The 13,154-nt window shown below is 69.7% G+C and carries 13 protein-coding genes; 7 read left to right on the top strand and 6 right to left on the bottom strand.

The window, feature by feature from the left end; all coding sequences use genetic code 11:
• Positions 1-83: 83 nt before the first annotated feature.
• The gene (locus ACYQPG_RS07605) at positions 84-1,592 is read left to right on the top strand and encodes an efflux transporter outer membrane subunit (protein ID WP_461230662.1); all 1,509 of its coding nucleotides are present in this window, start codon (positions 84-86) and stop codon (positions 1,590-1,592) included.
• A 16-nt stretch (positions 1,593-1,608) separates the two neighbouring features.
• Here ACYQPG_RS07605 and ACYQPG_RS07600 read toward each other — a convergent pair whose 3' ends face one another.
• From ACYQPG_RS07600 to ACYQPG_RS07585, 4 genes are all read right to left on the bottom strand, one after another.
• A complete protein-coding gene (locus tag ACYQPG_RS07600; RefSeq protein ID WP_461230661.1) occupies positions 1,609-2,400 on the bottom strand; it encodes a flagellar hook basal-body protein in 792 nt (263 codons plus the stop codon).
• Positions 2,401-2,520: 120 nt separating this feature from the next.
• The gene (locus tag ACYQPG_RS07595; protein ID WP_461230660.1) at positions 2,521-2,988 is read right to left on the bottom strand and encodes a secondary thiamine-phosphate synthase enzyme YjbQ; all 468 of its coding nucleotides are present in this window, start codon (positions 2,986-2,988) and stop codon (positions 2,521-2,523) included.
• The gene (locus ACYQPG_RS07590) at positions 2,985-4,700 is read right to left on the bottom strand and encodes a cisplatin damage response ATP-dependent DNA ligase (protein ID WP_461230659.1); all 1,716 of its coding nucleotides are present in this window, start codon (positions 4,698-4,700) and stop codon (positions 2,985-2,987) included. Before ACYQPG_RS07590 ends, ACYQPG_RS07595 begins: the two co-directional genes overlap by 4 nt.
• On the bottom strand, positions 4,697-5,752 hold the full coding sequence (locus ACYQPG_RS07585) for a ligase-associated DNA damage response exonuclease (protein WP_461230658.1): 1,056 nt from the start codon (positions 5,750-5,752) through the stop codon (positions 4,697-4,699). The genes ACYQPG_RS07590 and ACYQPG_RS07585 overlap by 4 nt, the downstream gene beginning before the upstream one ends.
• Positions 5,753-5,821: 69 nt before the next feature.
• Between ACYQPG_RS07585 and ACYQPG_RS07580 the strand changes: the two genes are divergently transcribed.
• A complete protein-coding gene (locus tag ACYQPG_RS07580) occupies positions 5,822-6,769 on the top strand; it encodes a class I SAM-dependent DNA methyltransferase (RefSeq protein WP_461230657.1) in 948 nt (315 codons plus the stop codon).
• Between the two features lie 81 nt (positions 6,770-6,850).
• The gene (locus ACYQPG_RS07575; RefSeq protein WP_147906324.1) at positions 6,851-7,645 is read left to right on the top strand and encodes a YoaK family protein; all 795 of its coding nucleotides are present in this window, start codon (positions 6,851-6,853) and stop codon (positions 7,643-7,645) included.
• 103 nt (positions 7,646-7,748) lie between these two features.
• Here ACYQPG_RS07575 and arfB read toward each other — a convergent pair whose 3' ends face one another.
• Both arfB and ACYQPG_RS07565 read right to left on the bottom strand, forming a co-directional pair.
• Positions 7,749-8,180: an alternative ribosome rescue aminoacyl-tRNA hydrolase ArfB gene (gene arfB / locus ACYQPG_RS07570; RefSeq protein WP_419829096.1), complete on the bottom strand. Its 432-nt coding sequence runs from the start codon at positions 8,178-8,180 to the stop codon at positions 7,749-7,751.
• Between the two features lie 158 nt (positions 8,181-8,338).
• On the bottom strand, positions 8,339-8,635 hold the full coding sequence (locus tag ACYQPG_RS07565) for a BolA family protein (RefSeq protein WP_419829095.1): 297 nt from the start codon (positions 8,633-8,635) through the stop codon (positions 8,339-8,341).
• Between the two features lie 108 nt (positions 8,636-8,743).
• On the opposite strand from ACYQPG_RS07565, the gene ACYQPG_RS07560 reads away from it, so the two are divergent.
• From ACYQPG_RS07560 to cobT, 4 genes are all read left to right on the top strand, one after another.
• The gene (locus ACYQPG_RS07560; protein WP_147906321.1) at positions 8,744-9,370 is read left to right on the top strand and encodes a J domain-containing protein; all 627 of its coding nucleotides are present in this window, start codon (positions 8,744-8,746) and stop codon (positions 9,368-9,370) included.
• A gap of 248 nt (positions 9,371-9,618) precedes the next feature.
• The gene (gene cobS / locus ACYQPG_RS07555) at positions 9,619-10,602 is read left to right on the top strand and encodes a cobaltochelatase subunit CobS (protein ID WP_147939045.1); all 984 of its coding nucleotides are present in this window, start codon (positions 9,619-9,621) and stop codon (positions 10,600-10,602) included.
• Between the two features lie 5 nt (positions 10,603-10,607).
• Positions 10,608-11,114: a DUF29 domain-containing protein gene (locus ACYQPG_RS07550; protein WP_461230656.1), complete on the top strand. Its 507-nt coding sequence runs from the start codon at positions 10,608-10,610 to the stop codon at positions 11,112-11,114.
• A 6-nt stretch (positions 11,115-11,120) separates the two neighbouring features.
• On the top strand, positions 11,121-13,028 hold the full coding sequence (gene cobT, locus ACYQPG_RS07545) for a cobaltochelatase subunit CobT (protein WP_147906320.1): 1,908 nt from the start codon (positions 11,121-11,123) through the stop codon (positions 13,026-13,028).
• The last annotated feature ends 126 nt before the right edge of the window (positions 13,029-13,154 follow it).

Below are 13,154 nucleotides of genomic sequence, written 5' to 3'. Positions count from 1 at the left end.
CCGCCGGGACGCTCTACCGAGGGAGGGGTTTCGGGGGCATGATGGTGGCGTTGGCGCCGAATCGGTGCGGTCGTGCGGCCATCATGCTGGCGGCGGCCGTGTCCCTATCGGCTTTGTCCCTGTCGGCTTGTGCGGTCGGCCCGAACTTCGTGCCGCCCGAGGCGCCCCCGGTGGGCCGCTACACCAAGGAGCCGCTCCAGAATCCCTCGGCTGCCGACAACATCCGCACCCGGCAGGGCGGATCGGCGGACCAGAGCTTCGTCTCCGGCGCCGACATCCCGGGCCAGTGGTGGACCCTGTTCCACTCCAAGGCGCTGAACCAGCTGGTCGAACAGGCGCTGGCGAACAACCCCAACTTGGAAGCCGCGCAGGCGTCGCTGCGGATCGCGCAGCAGAACGTGCTGGCCCAGAAGGGCACGCTCTATCCGAGCCTGTCCGCGACCCCGCAGGCCCAAGGCGTCCTGGCACCGGGCCTCGACCTGCAATCGCCGCTCAACAACGAGAGCCGGTACCTCTACAGCCTGTACACGCCGCAGGCCGTGGTCTCGTACAATCCCGACGTGTTCGGCGGGAACCGCCGGCAGATCGAATCGCTTGAGGCGACCACCGAGAACCAGCGCTTCCAGCTGGAGGCGGCCTATCTCAGCCTCACCGGCAACGTCGTCGCCGCCGCCATCCAGGAGGCGGCGCTGCGGGCGCAGATCGACGCCACCCGCAAGGTTATCCAGGCACAGACCGAGGTGCTGCAGCTGTTCAACAAGCAGCTCTCGCTGGGCCAGATCGCCGGAGCCGACGTGGTCCAGCAGCAGGCCGCCCTGGCCCTGTCGCAGCAATTGCTGCCGCCGCTGGAGAAGCAGCTGGCGCAGCAGCGAAACCTCCTCACGGCGCTGGCCGGGCGCCTGCCCTCCAACGAGATCGCGGAGACCTTCCAGCTCTCGGCCCTGCGGCTCCCGACAAGGCTCCCGGTCAGCCTGCCCTCACGCCTCGTGCAGCAGCGCCCCGACGTGAAGGCGGCCGAGGCCTTGGTGCAGCAGGCGAGCGCGAGCGTCGGCGTCGCCGTGGCCAACCGCCTGCCGCAATTCACTCTGACCGCCACCGGCGGGTCCAGCGCGGTGCGGCTGGCGCAGGTCGCCAATCCCGGGGCGGCGTTCTTCACGATCATCGGCCAGGCGACGGCGCCGATCTTCGACGCCGGCACCCTGTTCCGCCGCCAGAGGGCAGCCGAGGAGACGCTGACCCAGGCCCAGGCGCAGTACAAGGCGACGGTGATCACCGCGTTCCAGAACGTCGCCGACGCCCTGCGGGCGCTCCAGTCCGACGCCAAGGCGGTGGCCGCCGCCGATGCCGCGGTCAGCGCGACCAACCAGAGCCTCGGGCTGATCCGCAAGCAATACACGGCCGGCGCCGTCACCTCGACCCAGGTGCTGATCGCCCAGCAGGGCTACCTCTCGGCGCTGGTCACCTCGGCGGCCGCCCGCGCCACCCAGTACGGCGACAGCGCGGCGTTGTTCGTGGCGCTCGGCGGCGGCTGGTGGAACCGCAACGACGTGGCCCCGCCCCCGCCCGAGACCGACCCGCTGAAGTTCCTGTGATGCGCGCCCTCGAGCCTCACACATCCATCGCGATGGCGTCCTGCAGCATCTGGTCGGCGGCGCTCATGACCTTCGTGTTGGCCGTGTAGGCCTGCTGGGTCTCGATCATCTTCGAGAACTGGTCCGAGATGCCGGCATTCGACTGCTCCACCGACCCGGCCGCGATGGTCGCGCCCGCGAACCCGAAGCTCGGCGCGCCGGACTGGCCGCTGGCCACGTAGGTGCCGCCGTCGAGCGAGGTCAGAGTGTCCTGGCCCCCGAACTGCGCCAGCGTCAGCGACCCGAGCGGCACCGTGCCGCCGTCCGCGCCGGTACCGGTGAGGGTGCCCGCGGGCGAGACCGTCAGGCTCGCCAGGGTGTCGGTCCCGGTCGGAACCTGCACGGGCGCGGTCGCGGACGGGCCGGCGAACAGGTAATAGCCCGCGCCGTTGACGAGGTAGCCGTTCGCATCCGGATCGAAATCGCCGCGGCGGGTAAAGCCGGTCTCGCCGGTGAAGCTCGGACTCTGCGGCGTGCCGGTGTTCGACCGGACCACGAAATAGCCGTTGCCCGAGATGGCGAGGTTGGTCGTGACCCCGGTGGACTGGATCGTGCCCTGGAGCCCCAGGGTGTCGCGCGTACTGGTCGCGACGCCGCCGCTCGACTGCGCCTTGGCGGTGGTCTGGGCCAGCATGTCGGCGAAACTCGTCTCAGTGGTCTTGTATCCCGCAGTCTGGGTGTTGGCGATGTTCCCGGAGATGTTGTTGAGCGCCAGGGACTGCGCCGAGGCGCCGGACACCGAATTCGAGAGCGCGTCGAACAAGCCCATCGGGGTCCCCCTTCGCGAGACCGGCGCAGAAGCGGATCCCAGGGCGTTCTTGCCCCCGGCATGGTTAAGCCGCCGTGTGTCAGCGAATGTTGCTGCCTGCACCGGGCCAAGCGCCCCGATTCACGCGCCGATCACGCTCACGACGATCTCCCGCCGATGCGGCCGGTCACGGTGCTCGATCAGGTAGATCCCCTGCCAGGTGCCCAGGGCCAGACGGCCCTCGACCAGCGGGATGCTCAAGGCCGAATCGGTGACCAGCGTGCGGATATGGGCCGGCATGTCGTCCGGTCCCTCGGAACCGTGGACGTAGGGGACGCCGCGCGGCGCGAAGCCGTCGAGGGCCGTCATCAGGTCGGTCTGCACGTCCGGGTCGGCATTCTCCTGAATGGTGAGAGAAGCGGAGGTGTGCCGGCAGAAGACCGTGACGAGCCCGTCCCGGATCCCGCTGCCGCGCACGAACTCCGCGACCGCGCCGGTGAAATCCGTGAACCCCTGCCCCGGGGTCGCGATGGTCAGGCGGCCGCTCGCATGGCGCTCCACCGCGCCGGAGGCCAGCGGCTCCACCGGACCGATTGTCCCCTGTCTCATGTCCCCGACTCCATCAACGCTGCCCCGGGCGCGATCTCGCGCTCGCCGCGGGCCAGGATCCGCTCCAGCACGTCGATCCGGTCGGCCTCCGCGGCGGGCTTGTCCCACCGGATCCGGCTGACCCGGGGGAAGCGCATCGCCACCCCGGACTTGTGCCGGGTCGAGCGCTGCACGCCCTCGAAGGCGATTTCCAGCACGAGCCCGGCCTCATGCCCGTGGGTGACCTCGCGAACCGGGCCGAACCGCTTGGTGGTGTTGTTGCGGACGTAGCGGTCGAGCTTGGCGAGTTCCGCGTCCGTGAAGCCGTGATAGGCCTTGCCCACCGGCACCAGCTCGTCCCCGCCCTCGGGGGCCTCCCGCCAGACCCCGAACGTGTAGTCCGAGTAGAACGACGAACGCTTCCCGTGGCCGCGCTGTGCGTACATCATCACGGCATCGACGACATGGGGCTCGCGCTTCCACTTCCACCAAGGGCCTTTCGGGCGGCCCGGCAGGTAGGGGCTGTTCAGGCGCTTGAGCATCACGCCCTCGATCGCGTCCGCGTCCTCGCCGGCTCCCACCGCGGCCGGATCGGCCCGGGCAGCGGCGAGGGCCTCCCAATCCGCGAACGGCACCAGGGGCGAGATGTCGATCCGCGCGTGGTCGAGGCGTGTGACCAGGGCCTCCAGCTTCTCCCGCCGGGTCGCGAACGGCTCGGCCCGCAGATCCTCGCCGTCCAGCGTCAGGAGGTCGTAGGCCCGGACATGGGCGGGGAACTCCTCCAGGAGCTTGGCCGTGACGGCCTTGCGGTTCAGGCGCTGCTGCAGGACGTTGAAGCTCTGGACCCGGCGCTCGCGCAGGATCAGCAGCTCGCCGTCGACCGTCCCCGTGAAGCCGATCGCCTCGGCGAGGTCGGGGAACGCACCGGTGATGTCCTCGCCGGTGCGGGAATAGACCTTCGCGACCTGCACGCCCGCCTGGTCGCGCCCGCCAACGAGTTGGACGCGGATGCCGTCCCACTTCCACTCGGCCGAGAACGCTTCCGGCTCGAGCTTCTCGAAATCGCTCTCCTCCTCGATCGGATGCGACAGCATCGGCGGCCGGAACGGGGCCGGGTTCAAGGTCTCGGGGCGCTCGGCCCGGCCCTCGACCCAGGCGAACAGGCTCTCGAACGGCGGCGTGAGGCCATGCCAGACCTCCTCAACCGCATCCGCCTCATGGCCACCCAATGCGCCCACCGCGGTCTTGGCGAGCCGGGCCGAGACGCCGACCCGCAGATTTCCGGTGACGAGCTTCAGGAGAGCCCAGCGCCCGGTCTCGTCGAGGGCGTCGAGCCACTCGGCAAGGTGGCGGGGCAGGTCTTTCTTCGGGATGGTCGCCAGGGTCTCAACCACCTCGGCGAGGGTCGGAACGTGGGGCGGTGGGTTGTTGTGTCCGAGTCCGGGCTCATGCGGCGCCACCGGCCCCGGCCAGATCAGCGCCGTAGTCTCGGCCAGATCGCCGACGTAGTTGTGCGACAGCCGGAACAGGACCGGGTCGATGCGCGCCTCCACCAGGCCGCGGATCAGCGCCGGCTTGGCCTCGCGGAAATTCAGCGTGCCGGTCATGGCCCCGAGCGCGTAGCCGCGCTCGGGGTCGGGCGTGCGGGCGAAGAAGTCCTGGATCAGACGCAGCTTGGCGTTGCGGCGCGGCTCATAGGCGAGGCGGTCGAGGAGGTGGGCGAAGTCGTTCACGCGGCCACCTCCGGCTCGGCGACGCCTGCGGGGACCGGCTCCGCCTCACCGTCGTCCCCGTAGCCCAGCATGTGCAGCGGCTTGGCCTTGATCCCTTGCGTCCCGCACCAATGGACCAGCGCATCCTCCTGCCCGTGAGTGACCCAGACCTCCCCGGCGCCGGTGTCCCGGATCGTGCGGCACAGGTCCGGCCAGTCGGAATGGTCGGAGATGACCAGCGGCAGCTCGACGCCCTTCTGGCGCGCGCGGGCGCGAACCCGCATCCAGCCGGACGCGAAGCAGGTCACCGGGTCGGGAAACTTGCGCGACCACAGGTCCTGCATCGCGCTGGGCGGACAGATCACGATGGCCCCGTGCAGATCCTTGCGGTCGGCGGCCACGACTTTCGGGGTCTCGCCCAGGGGGATGCCCTCGCGCTTGTACAGCTCGGTCAGCTTCTCCATCGCGCCGTGCAGGTGGATCGGCCGGTCCCAGCCCTCCTCGCGCAGCAGCGCCATCACCCGCTGCGCCTTGCCGAGCGCGTAGGCGCCGACGATGTGGGCGCGCTCCGGGAACAGGGCCACGGAAGCCATCAGCTTGCGGACCTCGTCCCGCGTATCGGGATGCGTGAAGACCGGCAGGCCGAAGGTCGCCTCGGTGATGAACACGTCGCAGGGCACCACCTCGAACGGCAGGCAGGTCGGGTCCGGCGCCCGCTTGTAGTCGCCCGAAACCACGACGCGGACGCCGTCCCGTTCGATGGCGATCTGCGCCGAGCCGAGCACGTGGCCGGCGGGGGCGTAGCGCACCGTGACGTCGCCGACGCGCAGGGCCTCGCCGAGCCGGGCCTCCTGGCGCTGGCGGCAGAAATCCTCGCCGTAGCGCACCGCCATGATCCGCAAGGTCTCGGGCGTCGCCAGCACGTGTCCGTGGCCGGCCCGGGCATGGTCGGCATGGCCGTGGGTGATCAGCGCGCGCTCGACCGGCCAGGTCGGATCGACGTGGAAGCCGCCGAGCGGACAGTAGAGGCCCTCGCGGGTCAGGGTGAGGAGATCGCTCGCGCGTGTCGGCATCGGGCCCGCTGCTGCCGGTGGAGTCCGCCGGTGGCCCCGGTATATAGGCGCCTCCGACCCGGCAGACGCATGGCCACGCAACACAGTTCCGGTGACCTCCTCGCCGACCGCCGCTATCGCTACGCCGAGGCCTGCCTGGCGGATGGCGACCATGCCGGGGCGGCCGACCTCGCCGAGCAGGCGCTGGAGATCGCACCCCGCTACGCGCCGGCCTGGCTGGTGCTGGGCCGCGCCCGGGAGGGGCTGGCCGTCCGGGGCGACGACCCGGCCCTGCGAGCGGCCGCGACCCGGGCCTATGCCTGTGCCCTCGACATCGACCCCGACGATACCCTCGGCGTGCGGGCGCACCTCGTCCGCCTGGGGGAAGGCGGCGACCTGCCGGCCCTGTCGCCGGCCTATGTCCGGGCCCTGTTCGACGGCTACGCCCCGCGTTTCGAGCGCCACCTGGTGGACGGGCTGGGCTATATCGGCCCCCAACTGGTCCACGACGCCCTGCCGCCGGAGCCGGAGCGGTTCGATGTGGCGCTCGACCTCGGCTGCGGCACAGGCCTGATGGGCGCGGCGATCCGCGACCGGGTCGGGCACCTCACCGGGGTCGATCTCTCGCCCGGCATGCTGGCGCTGGCGCGGACCAAGATGCAGAACGGCCAGCCGCTCTACGACCGCGTGGCCGAGGGCGACCTGGCCGCCTTCCTGGGGGCCGAGCCGTCGGAATCCGCCGACCTCTGCCTGGCGGCGGACGTGCTGATCTACGTGGCGGATCTCGCGCCTGTGTTGAAGCAGGTCGCCCGCGTCCTTCGGCCCGGGGGCCTGGCCGCCTTCACGGTGCAGTCTCATGACGGCGACGACGGCGTCCTGGGGGCGGACGGGCGCTACGCCCACGCCGACGCCCACGTCACCGCGGCGGCCTCCGGTGCGGGCCTGGAGGTCTTACGGCTGTACGAAGCCGATGTGCGGCGCGAAGGCGGCCGGCCGGTGCAGGGCCGAGTCGTCGTGCTGCACCGCACACGCCGATGATTCCCCCGGCATGAAACTGCTTGGCTGTTCGTCCATTGTCTGTCGGCCGCATGACCTGCGGCGATGGGATCGGGGATTGGCATGGCGGATTTCGGCGGCAGGGACGATGGGCGCGCACCGGAGCGCAAGCCCGACCTGCCAGCGGACCGGTCCTTCCCAGCGGATCCCCGGACGCGCATCTCCTTCGCCATCGCGCTGGCGTTGCTGGCGGGTTGCGCCGATTCCATCGGCTTCCTGGAATTCTCGCAGCTGTTCATGTCGTTCATGTCGGGCAACACGACCCGATTCGGCGTGGCGGTTTCCAACGGCGACTGGGAGAACGTCACCCGCGTCGCCAGCACGATCAGCCTGTTCTGCTTCGGCGCCTTCCTGGGCACGCTGATCGCCGCCTGGGTCGGGCGCTGGCGGCTGGCCGTCCTGCTGACGCTCCAGGCGCTGCTGCTCGCGGGCGGACTGCTGATGCCCTGGGGCACCTTCGCTTATCCGCTGCACGCCTACCCGATCGTGCTGGCTCTGGGCCTGCAGAACGCGACGCTTCAGGATGAAGGCGGCCGCTCGCTGGCGCTGACCTACGTGACCGGCGCGGTGGTGCGGTTCGGGACGGGCTGCGCCAACCTGCTCCTCGGCACGGTGGCCCCGTCGTTCTGGATCCAGGCGCCGCTCTGGGCCGGTCTCAGCACCGGCGCCGTGCTGGGCGGCCTGCTCGATCTCCGCTACGGCGAATCCGCCTTCCTGTTCCCCGCCGGCCTCGCGGCCATCCTGGCGCTGATCGCGATCGCGCTCACCATCGCCAAGCCGGGAAGCACCCTGGTCGCCGGCTCGTCGCCCGCCCCCGACGCGAGCCCGAAGGCGGAGGTGATCGACGCGATCCACTAGATCGCTCGCCGCGGAGGCCGCGGCTCGCTCGGCGTGAGCGAGCGCGGCACGTCAAGGACGTGAAGCCGCCCCAGCCGCTCAGCCTGACCGGCAGCGGGCCGGCTCAGCCGTCGGAATCCCGATAGCTGCCGCGCCCCTGCTTGACCACGGCACGGCTCTTCTTGGCGCCGATGCGCCGCTCCTTCGAGCCCTTGGTTGGCTTCGTCGCGCGACGGATGGGCGGCGGCGGCTTAGCCGCCTCGGTCACGAGATCGACCAGCCGTTGCAGCACGTCGGCCCGATTGCGCTCCTGGGTCCTGTGCCGCTGCCCGGACAGGATCAAAACGCCATCCTTGGTCAGGCGCCGGCCGGCGAGCTTGTACAGGTTCGCCTTGACCCGCTCGTCGACCGAGGGGGAGGCCAGGACCGACCAGCGCAACTGGACCGCGGTCTCGACCTTGTTGACGTTCTGTCCGCCCGCCCCGGAGGCACGCATGAAGGACAGCTCGATCTCGTCGTCCGCGATGGCGATCCGTGCGTTCACCCGCAGGGACATGATGAACTCCGGTACGAGGCTGGCATATGGCAGCGGCCTGTGTGCCAGCGCACCCGCGCACGTGGGAAACCGGTGATCTCTCGGATGCGCACCGGAACCACGGTCGCCATATCCCTCGTACCGTCTTATCGACCGCGCCGGACCGGCGACACCGGGCTTCAGCCGGCCTCGGCCGGGGTCCGGACGCGCAAGGCCAAGGCGTGCAGCCCACGCTTAAAGGCGTCGTCCATGAGCGCGTTGACCAAGCGGTGCCGCTCCACACGGCTCTTGCCCTCGAACGCCGATGCGACGATGTCGAGCCGGTAATGGGTCTCGCCCCCGGGCCGCGCGCCGGAATGGCCCGCATGCAGGTGCGATTCGTCGATTACATCGAGGTGCGCCGGCGCGAGTTCCGCGCGCAGCTTCGCCTCCATCCAGCCCCGAAGGGTGCCGTCCTCACCAGTCCCGTCAGTCATCCTGCCCTCACCTCACGTCGCCGGCATCCGTCAAGCCCGATCCCACGCATGCGTCATCAGGCCCGGTGCCCTTGTGTCTCCGGTTTGCCCCCTCATAATCGGCCCGTCATGGATCTCAACTCGCGCCTGTTCGACAGCATCCGGATCAGGAAACCGTCTTGCGACGAGCCGAAGCCCGCGGCCGAGGCCCTGTGCGAGAGCCCGGGCTGCACCCGGCCGGGCCCGCACCGCGCCCCGAAGGGCCGGAAGGCGGAAGGCCAGTACTGGCGGTTCTGCATCGATCACGTCCGCGCCTACAACGCGAGCTATAACTACTTCGACGGCATGAACGATGCCGCCGTCCAAGCCTACCAGAAGGACGCGATCATCGGGCACCGCCCGACCTGGGCGATGGGCGTGAACCCCGCGGGTCAGGGAAAGCCGGCCGAGGAGCCGACCCGGGACTGGGCCTACGTCGATCCGCTCGGCATCCTGCGCGGCGCGGGCGTCGGCGACGGACGTCGGCGCAACAGCCAGCCGGAGCCGGAGAAACCCCGCCGCACAGCCACGGTACGCCGCGCCCTCGACGTCATGGGCCTCGAGGAGGGGGCGGACGGGCCGGCCATCAAGGCGCAGTACAAGGCGCTGGTGAAGCGCTTCCACCCTGACGCCAATGGCGGCGACCGCTCGTTCGAGGAGCGTCTGCGCGACATCATTCGCGCCCATGACGTCTTGCGCGCCGCCGGACTCTGCTGACAGCGGCACGAACGATGCAATCCTGAGCGCCGTGAGGCCCCACAGGCATCCCCTTCGACGGTGATCGCTCTAGGATAAGGCAAATTGCCGGGCGGGACCCTATATGGGGTTCATGCCGGTTGGTGGCGCCGCACCGCGCCGCCGTTTAAGGATTGAGTCCGCCCCGCGGCGGATGCCCGGCTCGACGTTCTTCCGCGCGGATGCTCCCTTCCTTCGGGCCGGAGCCGCCGCGCCTCACGAGGTTCCGAATGCTCTCTGACGACACGCCCGCCGCGCTGCCCGATCGCACCGTCTCCGTCCGCGAGGTCTTCGGCATCGACCTCGACCTCAAGGTCCCGGCCTATGCCGAGCCCGAGGAGCATGTCCCCGATCTCGATCCGGACTACATCTTCGACCGGGAGACGACGCTGGCTATCCTGGCCGGCTTCGCGCGCAACCGCCGCGTGATGGTCACGGGCTACCACGGCACCGGCAAGTCGACCCATATCGAGCAGGTCGCGGCCCGGCTGAATTGGCCCTGCATCCGGATCAACCTCGACAGCCACGTCTCGCGCATCGACCTCGTCGGCAAGGACGCGATCGTGCTCAAGGACGGCAAGCAGGTCACCGCCTTCCAGGATGGCATCCTGCCCTGGGCGCTCCAGAACAACGTCGCCCTGGTGTTCGACGAGTACGATGCCGGCCGCCCGGACGTGATGTTCGTGATCCAGCGCGTGCTGGAGTTGTCGGGCCGGCTGACGCTGCTGGACCAGAAGCGCGTGATCCGCCCGCACCCGGCCTTCCGGCTGTTCGCCACGGCCAACACGGTCGGGCTCGGCGACACCTCGGGCCTCTATCACGGCACCCAGCAGATCAATCAGGGCCAAATGGATCGCTGGTCCATCGTGACCACGCTGAACTACCTGCCGCACGACCGCGAGGTCGACATCGTGCTCTCGAAGGCGCTGCACTACCGCAGCGACCAGGGCCGGGACATCGTTAACCGGATGGTGCGCGTGGCGGACCTGACCCGCAACGCCTTCATGAACGGCGACCTCTCGACCGTCATGAGCCCGCGCACGGTGATCACCTGGGCCGAGAACGCCGACATCTTCAAGGATGTGGGCTTCGCGTTCCGGGTGACCTTCCTGAACAAGTGCGACGAGCTGGAGCGGACCCTCGTGGCCGAGTTCTACCAGCGGGCCTTCGGCAAGGAGCTGCCCGAGAGCGCGATGAACGTCGCCTTGAGCTGAACCGCATGGGGGACACGATGGCGCATCCGGCATGGACACGCGAAGACGCTTCGGCGGCTTCGCATGCCAAGGGTCGGGCGTGCCATGCGGACGATGTCTTCATCTGGTTTCAGGGGCGGGTCGCACTGCTCCGTTCCCGCCAAGTGGACGTACTCGACCTCGACGACGTCGCCGAGGCGTTGCGTGAGGTTGGCTTGGAACAATCCGATAAGCTCGAGAGCGCGATCGAGGTATCGTTGGCCCACGTGCCCAAATGGGGCCATGGACCCGAAAAGCGCAGCTTGAGTTGGTCGCGCACGATCGCCGAGCAGCGGATGCGGATCAACACGCAGTTGCACAGGAACTCGGGCCTTGAGTCGCGCATCGTCGAGGCTGTCGCTGATCGCTATCGGCTTGGTCAGCTCCGGGCCGCGCGCACGATGAAGCGCTCGCTCGAAACACTGCCCGCGGAGTGTCCCTACAACGGGGACGCCATCGTGAATCGCCCCTTCGAATTCGAGGCCGACCGGTAGCCCCGCATGTCCATCTCTAACCGCAAGCCCGGCGAGCGCCGCGAATCCGTGGCCGAGCCCCTGAAGCGCTCGGTGGCCGGGTGCCTGCGCGCCATCGCCCGCCGGTCGGAAGTCGAGGTCACCTACGCCACCGACCGGCCGGCGCTCACCGGTGACAAGGCCCGCCTGCCAGAGCCACCCCGCAAGCTCTCGGCGCAGGACGTGGCGGTGCTACGCGGCAATGCCGACGCCATGGCGCTGCGGCTCGGCTGCCACGACATCGCCGTGCACCGCAGGCTCGCTCCCGAGAACGCCGCCGCCCGCGCGGTCTACGACGCGGTCGAGCAGGCCCGCGTCGAGGCGATCGGGTCACGGCGGATGACCGGTGTCGCCAGCAACCTCACCGCGATGCTGGAGGACCGCTACCATCGCGGCGGCAAGTACGAGACCATCACGGACAGGGCCGACGCGCCGATGGAGGACGCCGTCGCCCTGATGGTGCGCGAGCGCCTCACCGGGCAGCAGCCCCCCGAGGCGGCCGCCAAGATCGTCGAGCTGTGGCGTTCGCATATCGAGGCCAAGGCCGGCCCCAACCTCGATGGCCTGATCGGGTCGATCGAGGACCAGCGCAAGTTCGCCCGTTCGGTGCGTGACCTGCTGACCTCCCTCGACATGTCGGACGAGACGCCGTTCGACTCCGAGGATGACGAGAACGACGACGAGAACGACGCCCAGGACGACGAGCAGAACCCGAGCGAGGGCGATTCCGAGGAGAAGAGCCAGGGCGAGCGTGCCGAGATCGAGACCTCGGAGGAAGCCTCCGACGAGATCGAGGAGGGCGCTCAGGAATCCGCCGACGCGCCGTCCGGCGAATTACCCGACGAGGCCGAGGATGCGGAATCCGAGGAAGCCTCGGAGGCATCGAAGCCGCCCCAGCGCCAGGGTAACGAGGCCCGCGGGCCGGAATACCGCGTGTTCAACCCCCGCTTCGACGAGATCATTCACGCCGAGGAGCTGTGCGACGCCGAGGAGCTGTCGCGTCTGCGCAGCTACCTCGACAAGCAGCTCTCGCACCTGCAGGGCGTCGTCGGCCGCCTCGCCAACCGGCTGCAACGCCGCCTCCTGGCGCAGCAGAACCGGGCCTGGGACTTCGACCTCGAGGAGGGCCAGCTGGATCCGGCGCGGCTCGTCCGCGTCGTCATCGATCCCTACCAGCCGCTCTCCTTCAAGCAGGAGAAGGACACCAACTTCCGCGACACCGTGGTCACGCTCCTCCTCGACAATTCGGGGTCGATGCGCGGGCGTCCGATCACCGTGGCTGCAACCTGCGCCGACATCCTGGCGCGGACGCTGGAGCGCTGCGGCGTCAAGGTCGAGATCCTGGGCTTCACGACCCGGGCCTGGAAGGGTGGCCAAAGCCGCGAGGCCTGGCTCGCCGCCGGCAAGCCGCCGAACGCCGGCCGCCTGAACGACCTGCGCCACATCGTCTACAAGTCCGCGGACGCGCCGTGGCGTCGGGCCCGCAAGAATCTCGGGCTGATGATGCGCGAGGGTCTCCTGAAGGAGAACATCGACGGCGAGGCCCTGGACTGGGCGCATAAGCGCCTGCTCGGCCGCCCCGAGCAGCGCAAGATACTGATGGTGATTTCGGACGGCGCGCCGGTCGACGACTCGACCCTGTCGGTCAATGCCGGCAACTACCTGGAGCGGCACCTGCGCTGGATGATCGAGGAGATCGAGACCCGTTCGCCGGTGGAGCTTCTGGCCATCGGTATCGGCCACGACGTGACCCGCTACTATCGTCGGGCCGTGACGATCATCGACGCCGAGGAGCTGGGCGGCGCCATGACCGAGAAGCTCGCCGAGCTGTTCGAGGAGAACGGATCGCCGGCCCCGGTAGGCCGCGCCCTGCGTGCGGCCGGCGGACGGCGCTGACGGGAGGGCGTCGGGGTAAGGCCCCGACTCCACAGCCATCTCGTCTGGCCGTGTTTGGATTCCGGGACGGGGTAACGGACTTTCGGCTTCCGACCGGCGCCACGGGGTCCGGTAGGTTCGATCGGT

Source organism: Methylobacterium sp. CM6246 (assembly GCF_054818005.1).
This window is presented reverse-complemented; position numbering and strand designations above follow the sequence as displayed.

Coding starts and splice junctions, on each gene's coding strand:
- ACYQPG_RS07605 (WP_461230662.1), top strand. CDS start 84: ATGCTGGCGGCGGCCGTGTCCCTATCGGCTTTGTCCCTGTCGGCTTGT.
- ACYQPG_RS07600 (WP_461230661.1), bottom strand. CDS start 2,400: ATGGGCTTGTTCGACGCGCTCTCGAATTCGGTGTCCGGCGCCTCGGCG.
- ACYQPG_RS07595 (WP_461230660.1), bottom strand. CDS start 2,988: ATGAGACAGGGGACAATCGGTCCGGTGGAGCCGCTGGCCTCCGGCGCG.
- ACYQPG_RS07585 (WP_461230658.1), bottom strand. CDS start 5,752: ATGCCGACACGCGCGAGCGATCTCCTCACCCTGACCCGCGAGGGCCTC.
- ACYQPG_RS07580 (WP_461230657.1), top strand. CDS start 5,822: ATGGCCACGCAACACAGTTCCGGTGACCTCCTCGCCGACCGCCGCTAT.
- ACYQPG_RS07575 (WP_147906324.1), top strand. CDS start 6,851: ATGGCGGATTTCGGCGGCAGGGACGATGGGCGCGCACCGGAGCGCAAG.
- arfB (WP_419829096.1), bottom strand. CDS start 8,180: ATGTCCCTGCGGGTGAACGCACGGATCGCCATCGCGGACGACGAGATC.
- ACYQPG_RS07565 (WP_419829095.1), bottom strand. CDS start 8,635: ATGACTGACGGGACTGGTGAGGACGGCACCCTTCGGGGCTGGATGGAG.
- ACYQPG_RS07560 (WP_147906321.1), top strand. CDS start 8,744: ATGGATCTCAACTCGCGCCTGTTCGACAGCATCCGGATCAGGAAACCG.
- cobS (WP_147939045.1), top strand. CDS start 9,619: ATGCTCTCTGACGACACGCCCGCCGCGCTGCCCGATCGCACCGTCTCC.
- ACYQPG_RS07550 (WP_461230656.1), top strand. CDS start 10,608: ATGGGGGACACGATGGCGCATCCGGCATGGACACGCGAAGACGCTTCG.
- cobT (WP_147906320.1), top strand. CDS start 11,121: ATGTCCATCTCTAACCGCAAGCCCGGCGAGCGCCGCGAATCCGTGGCC.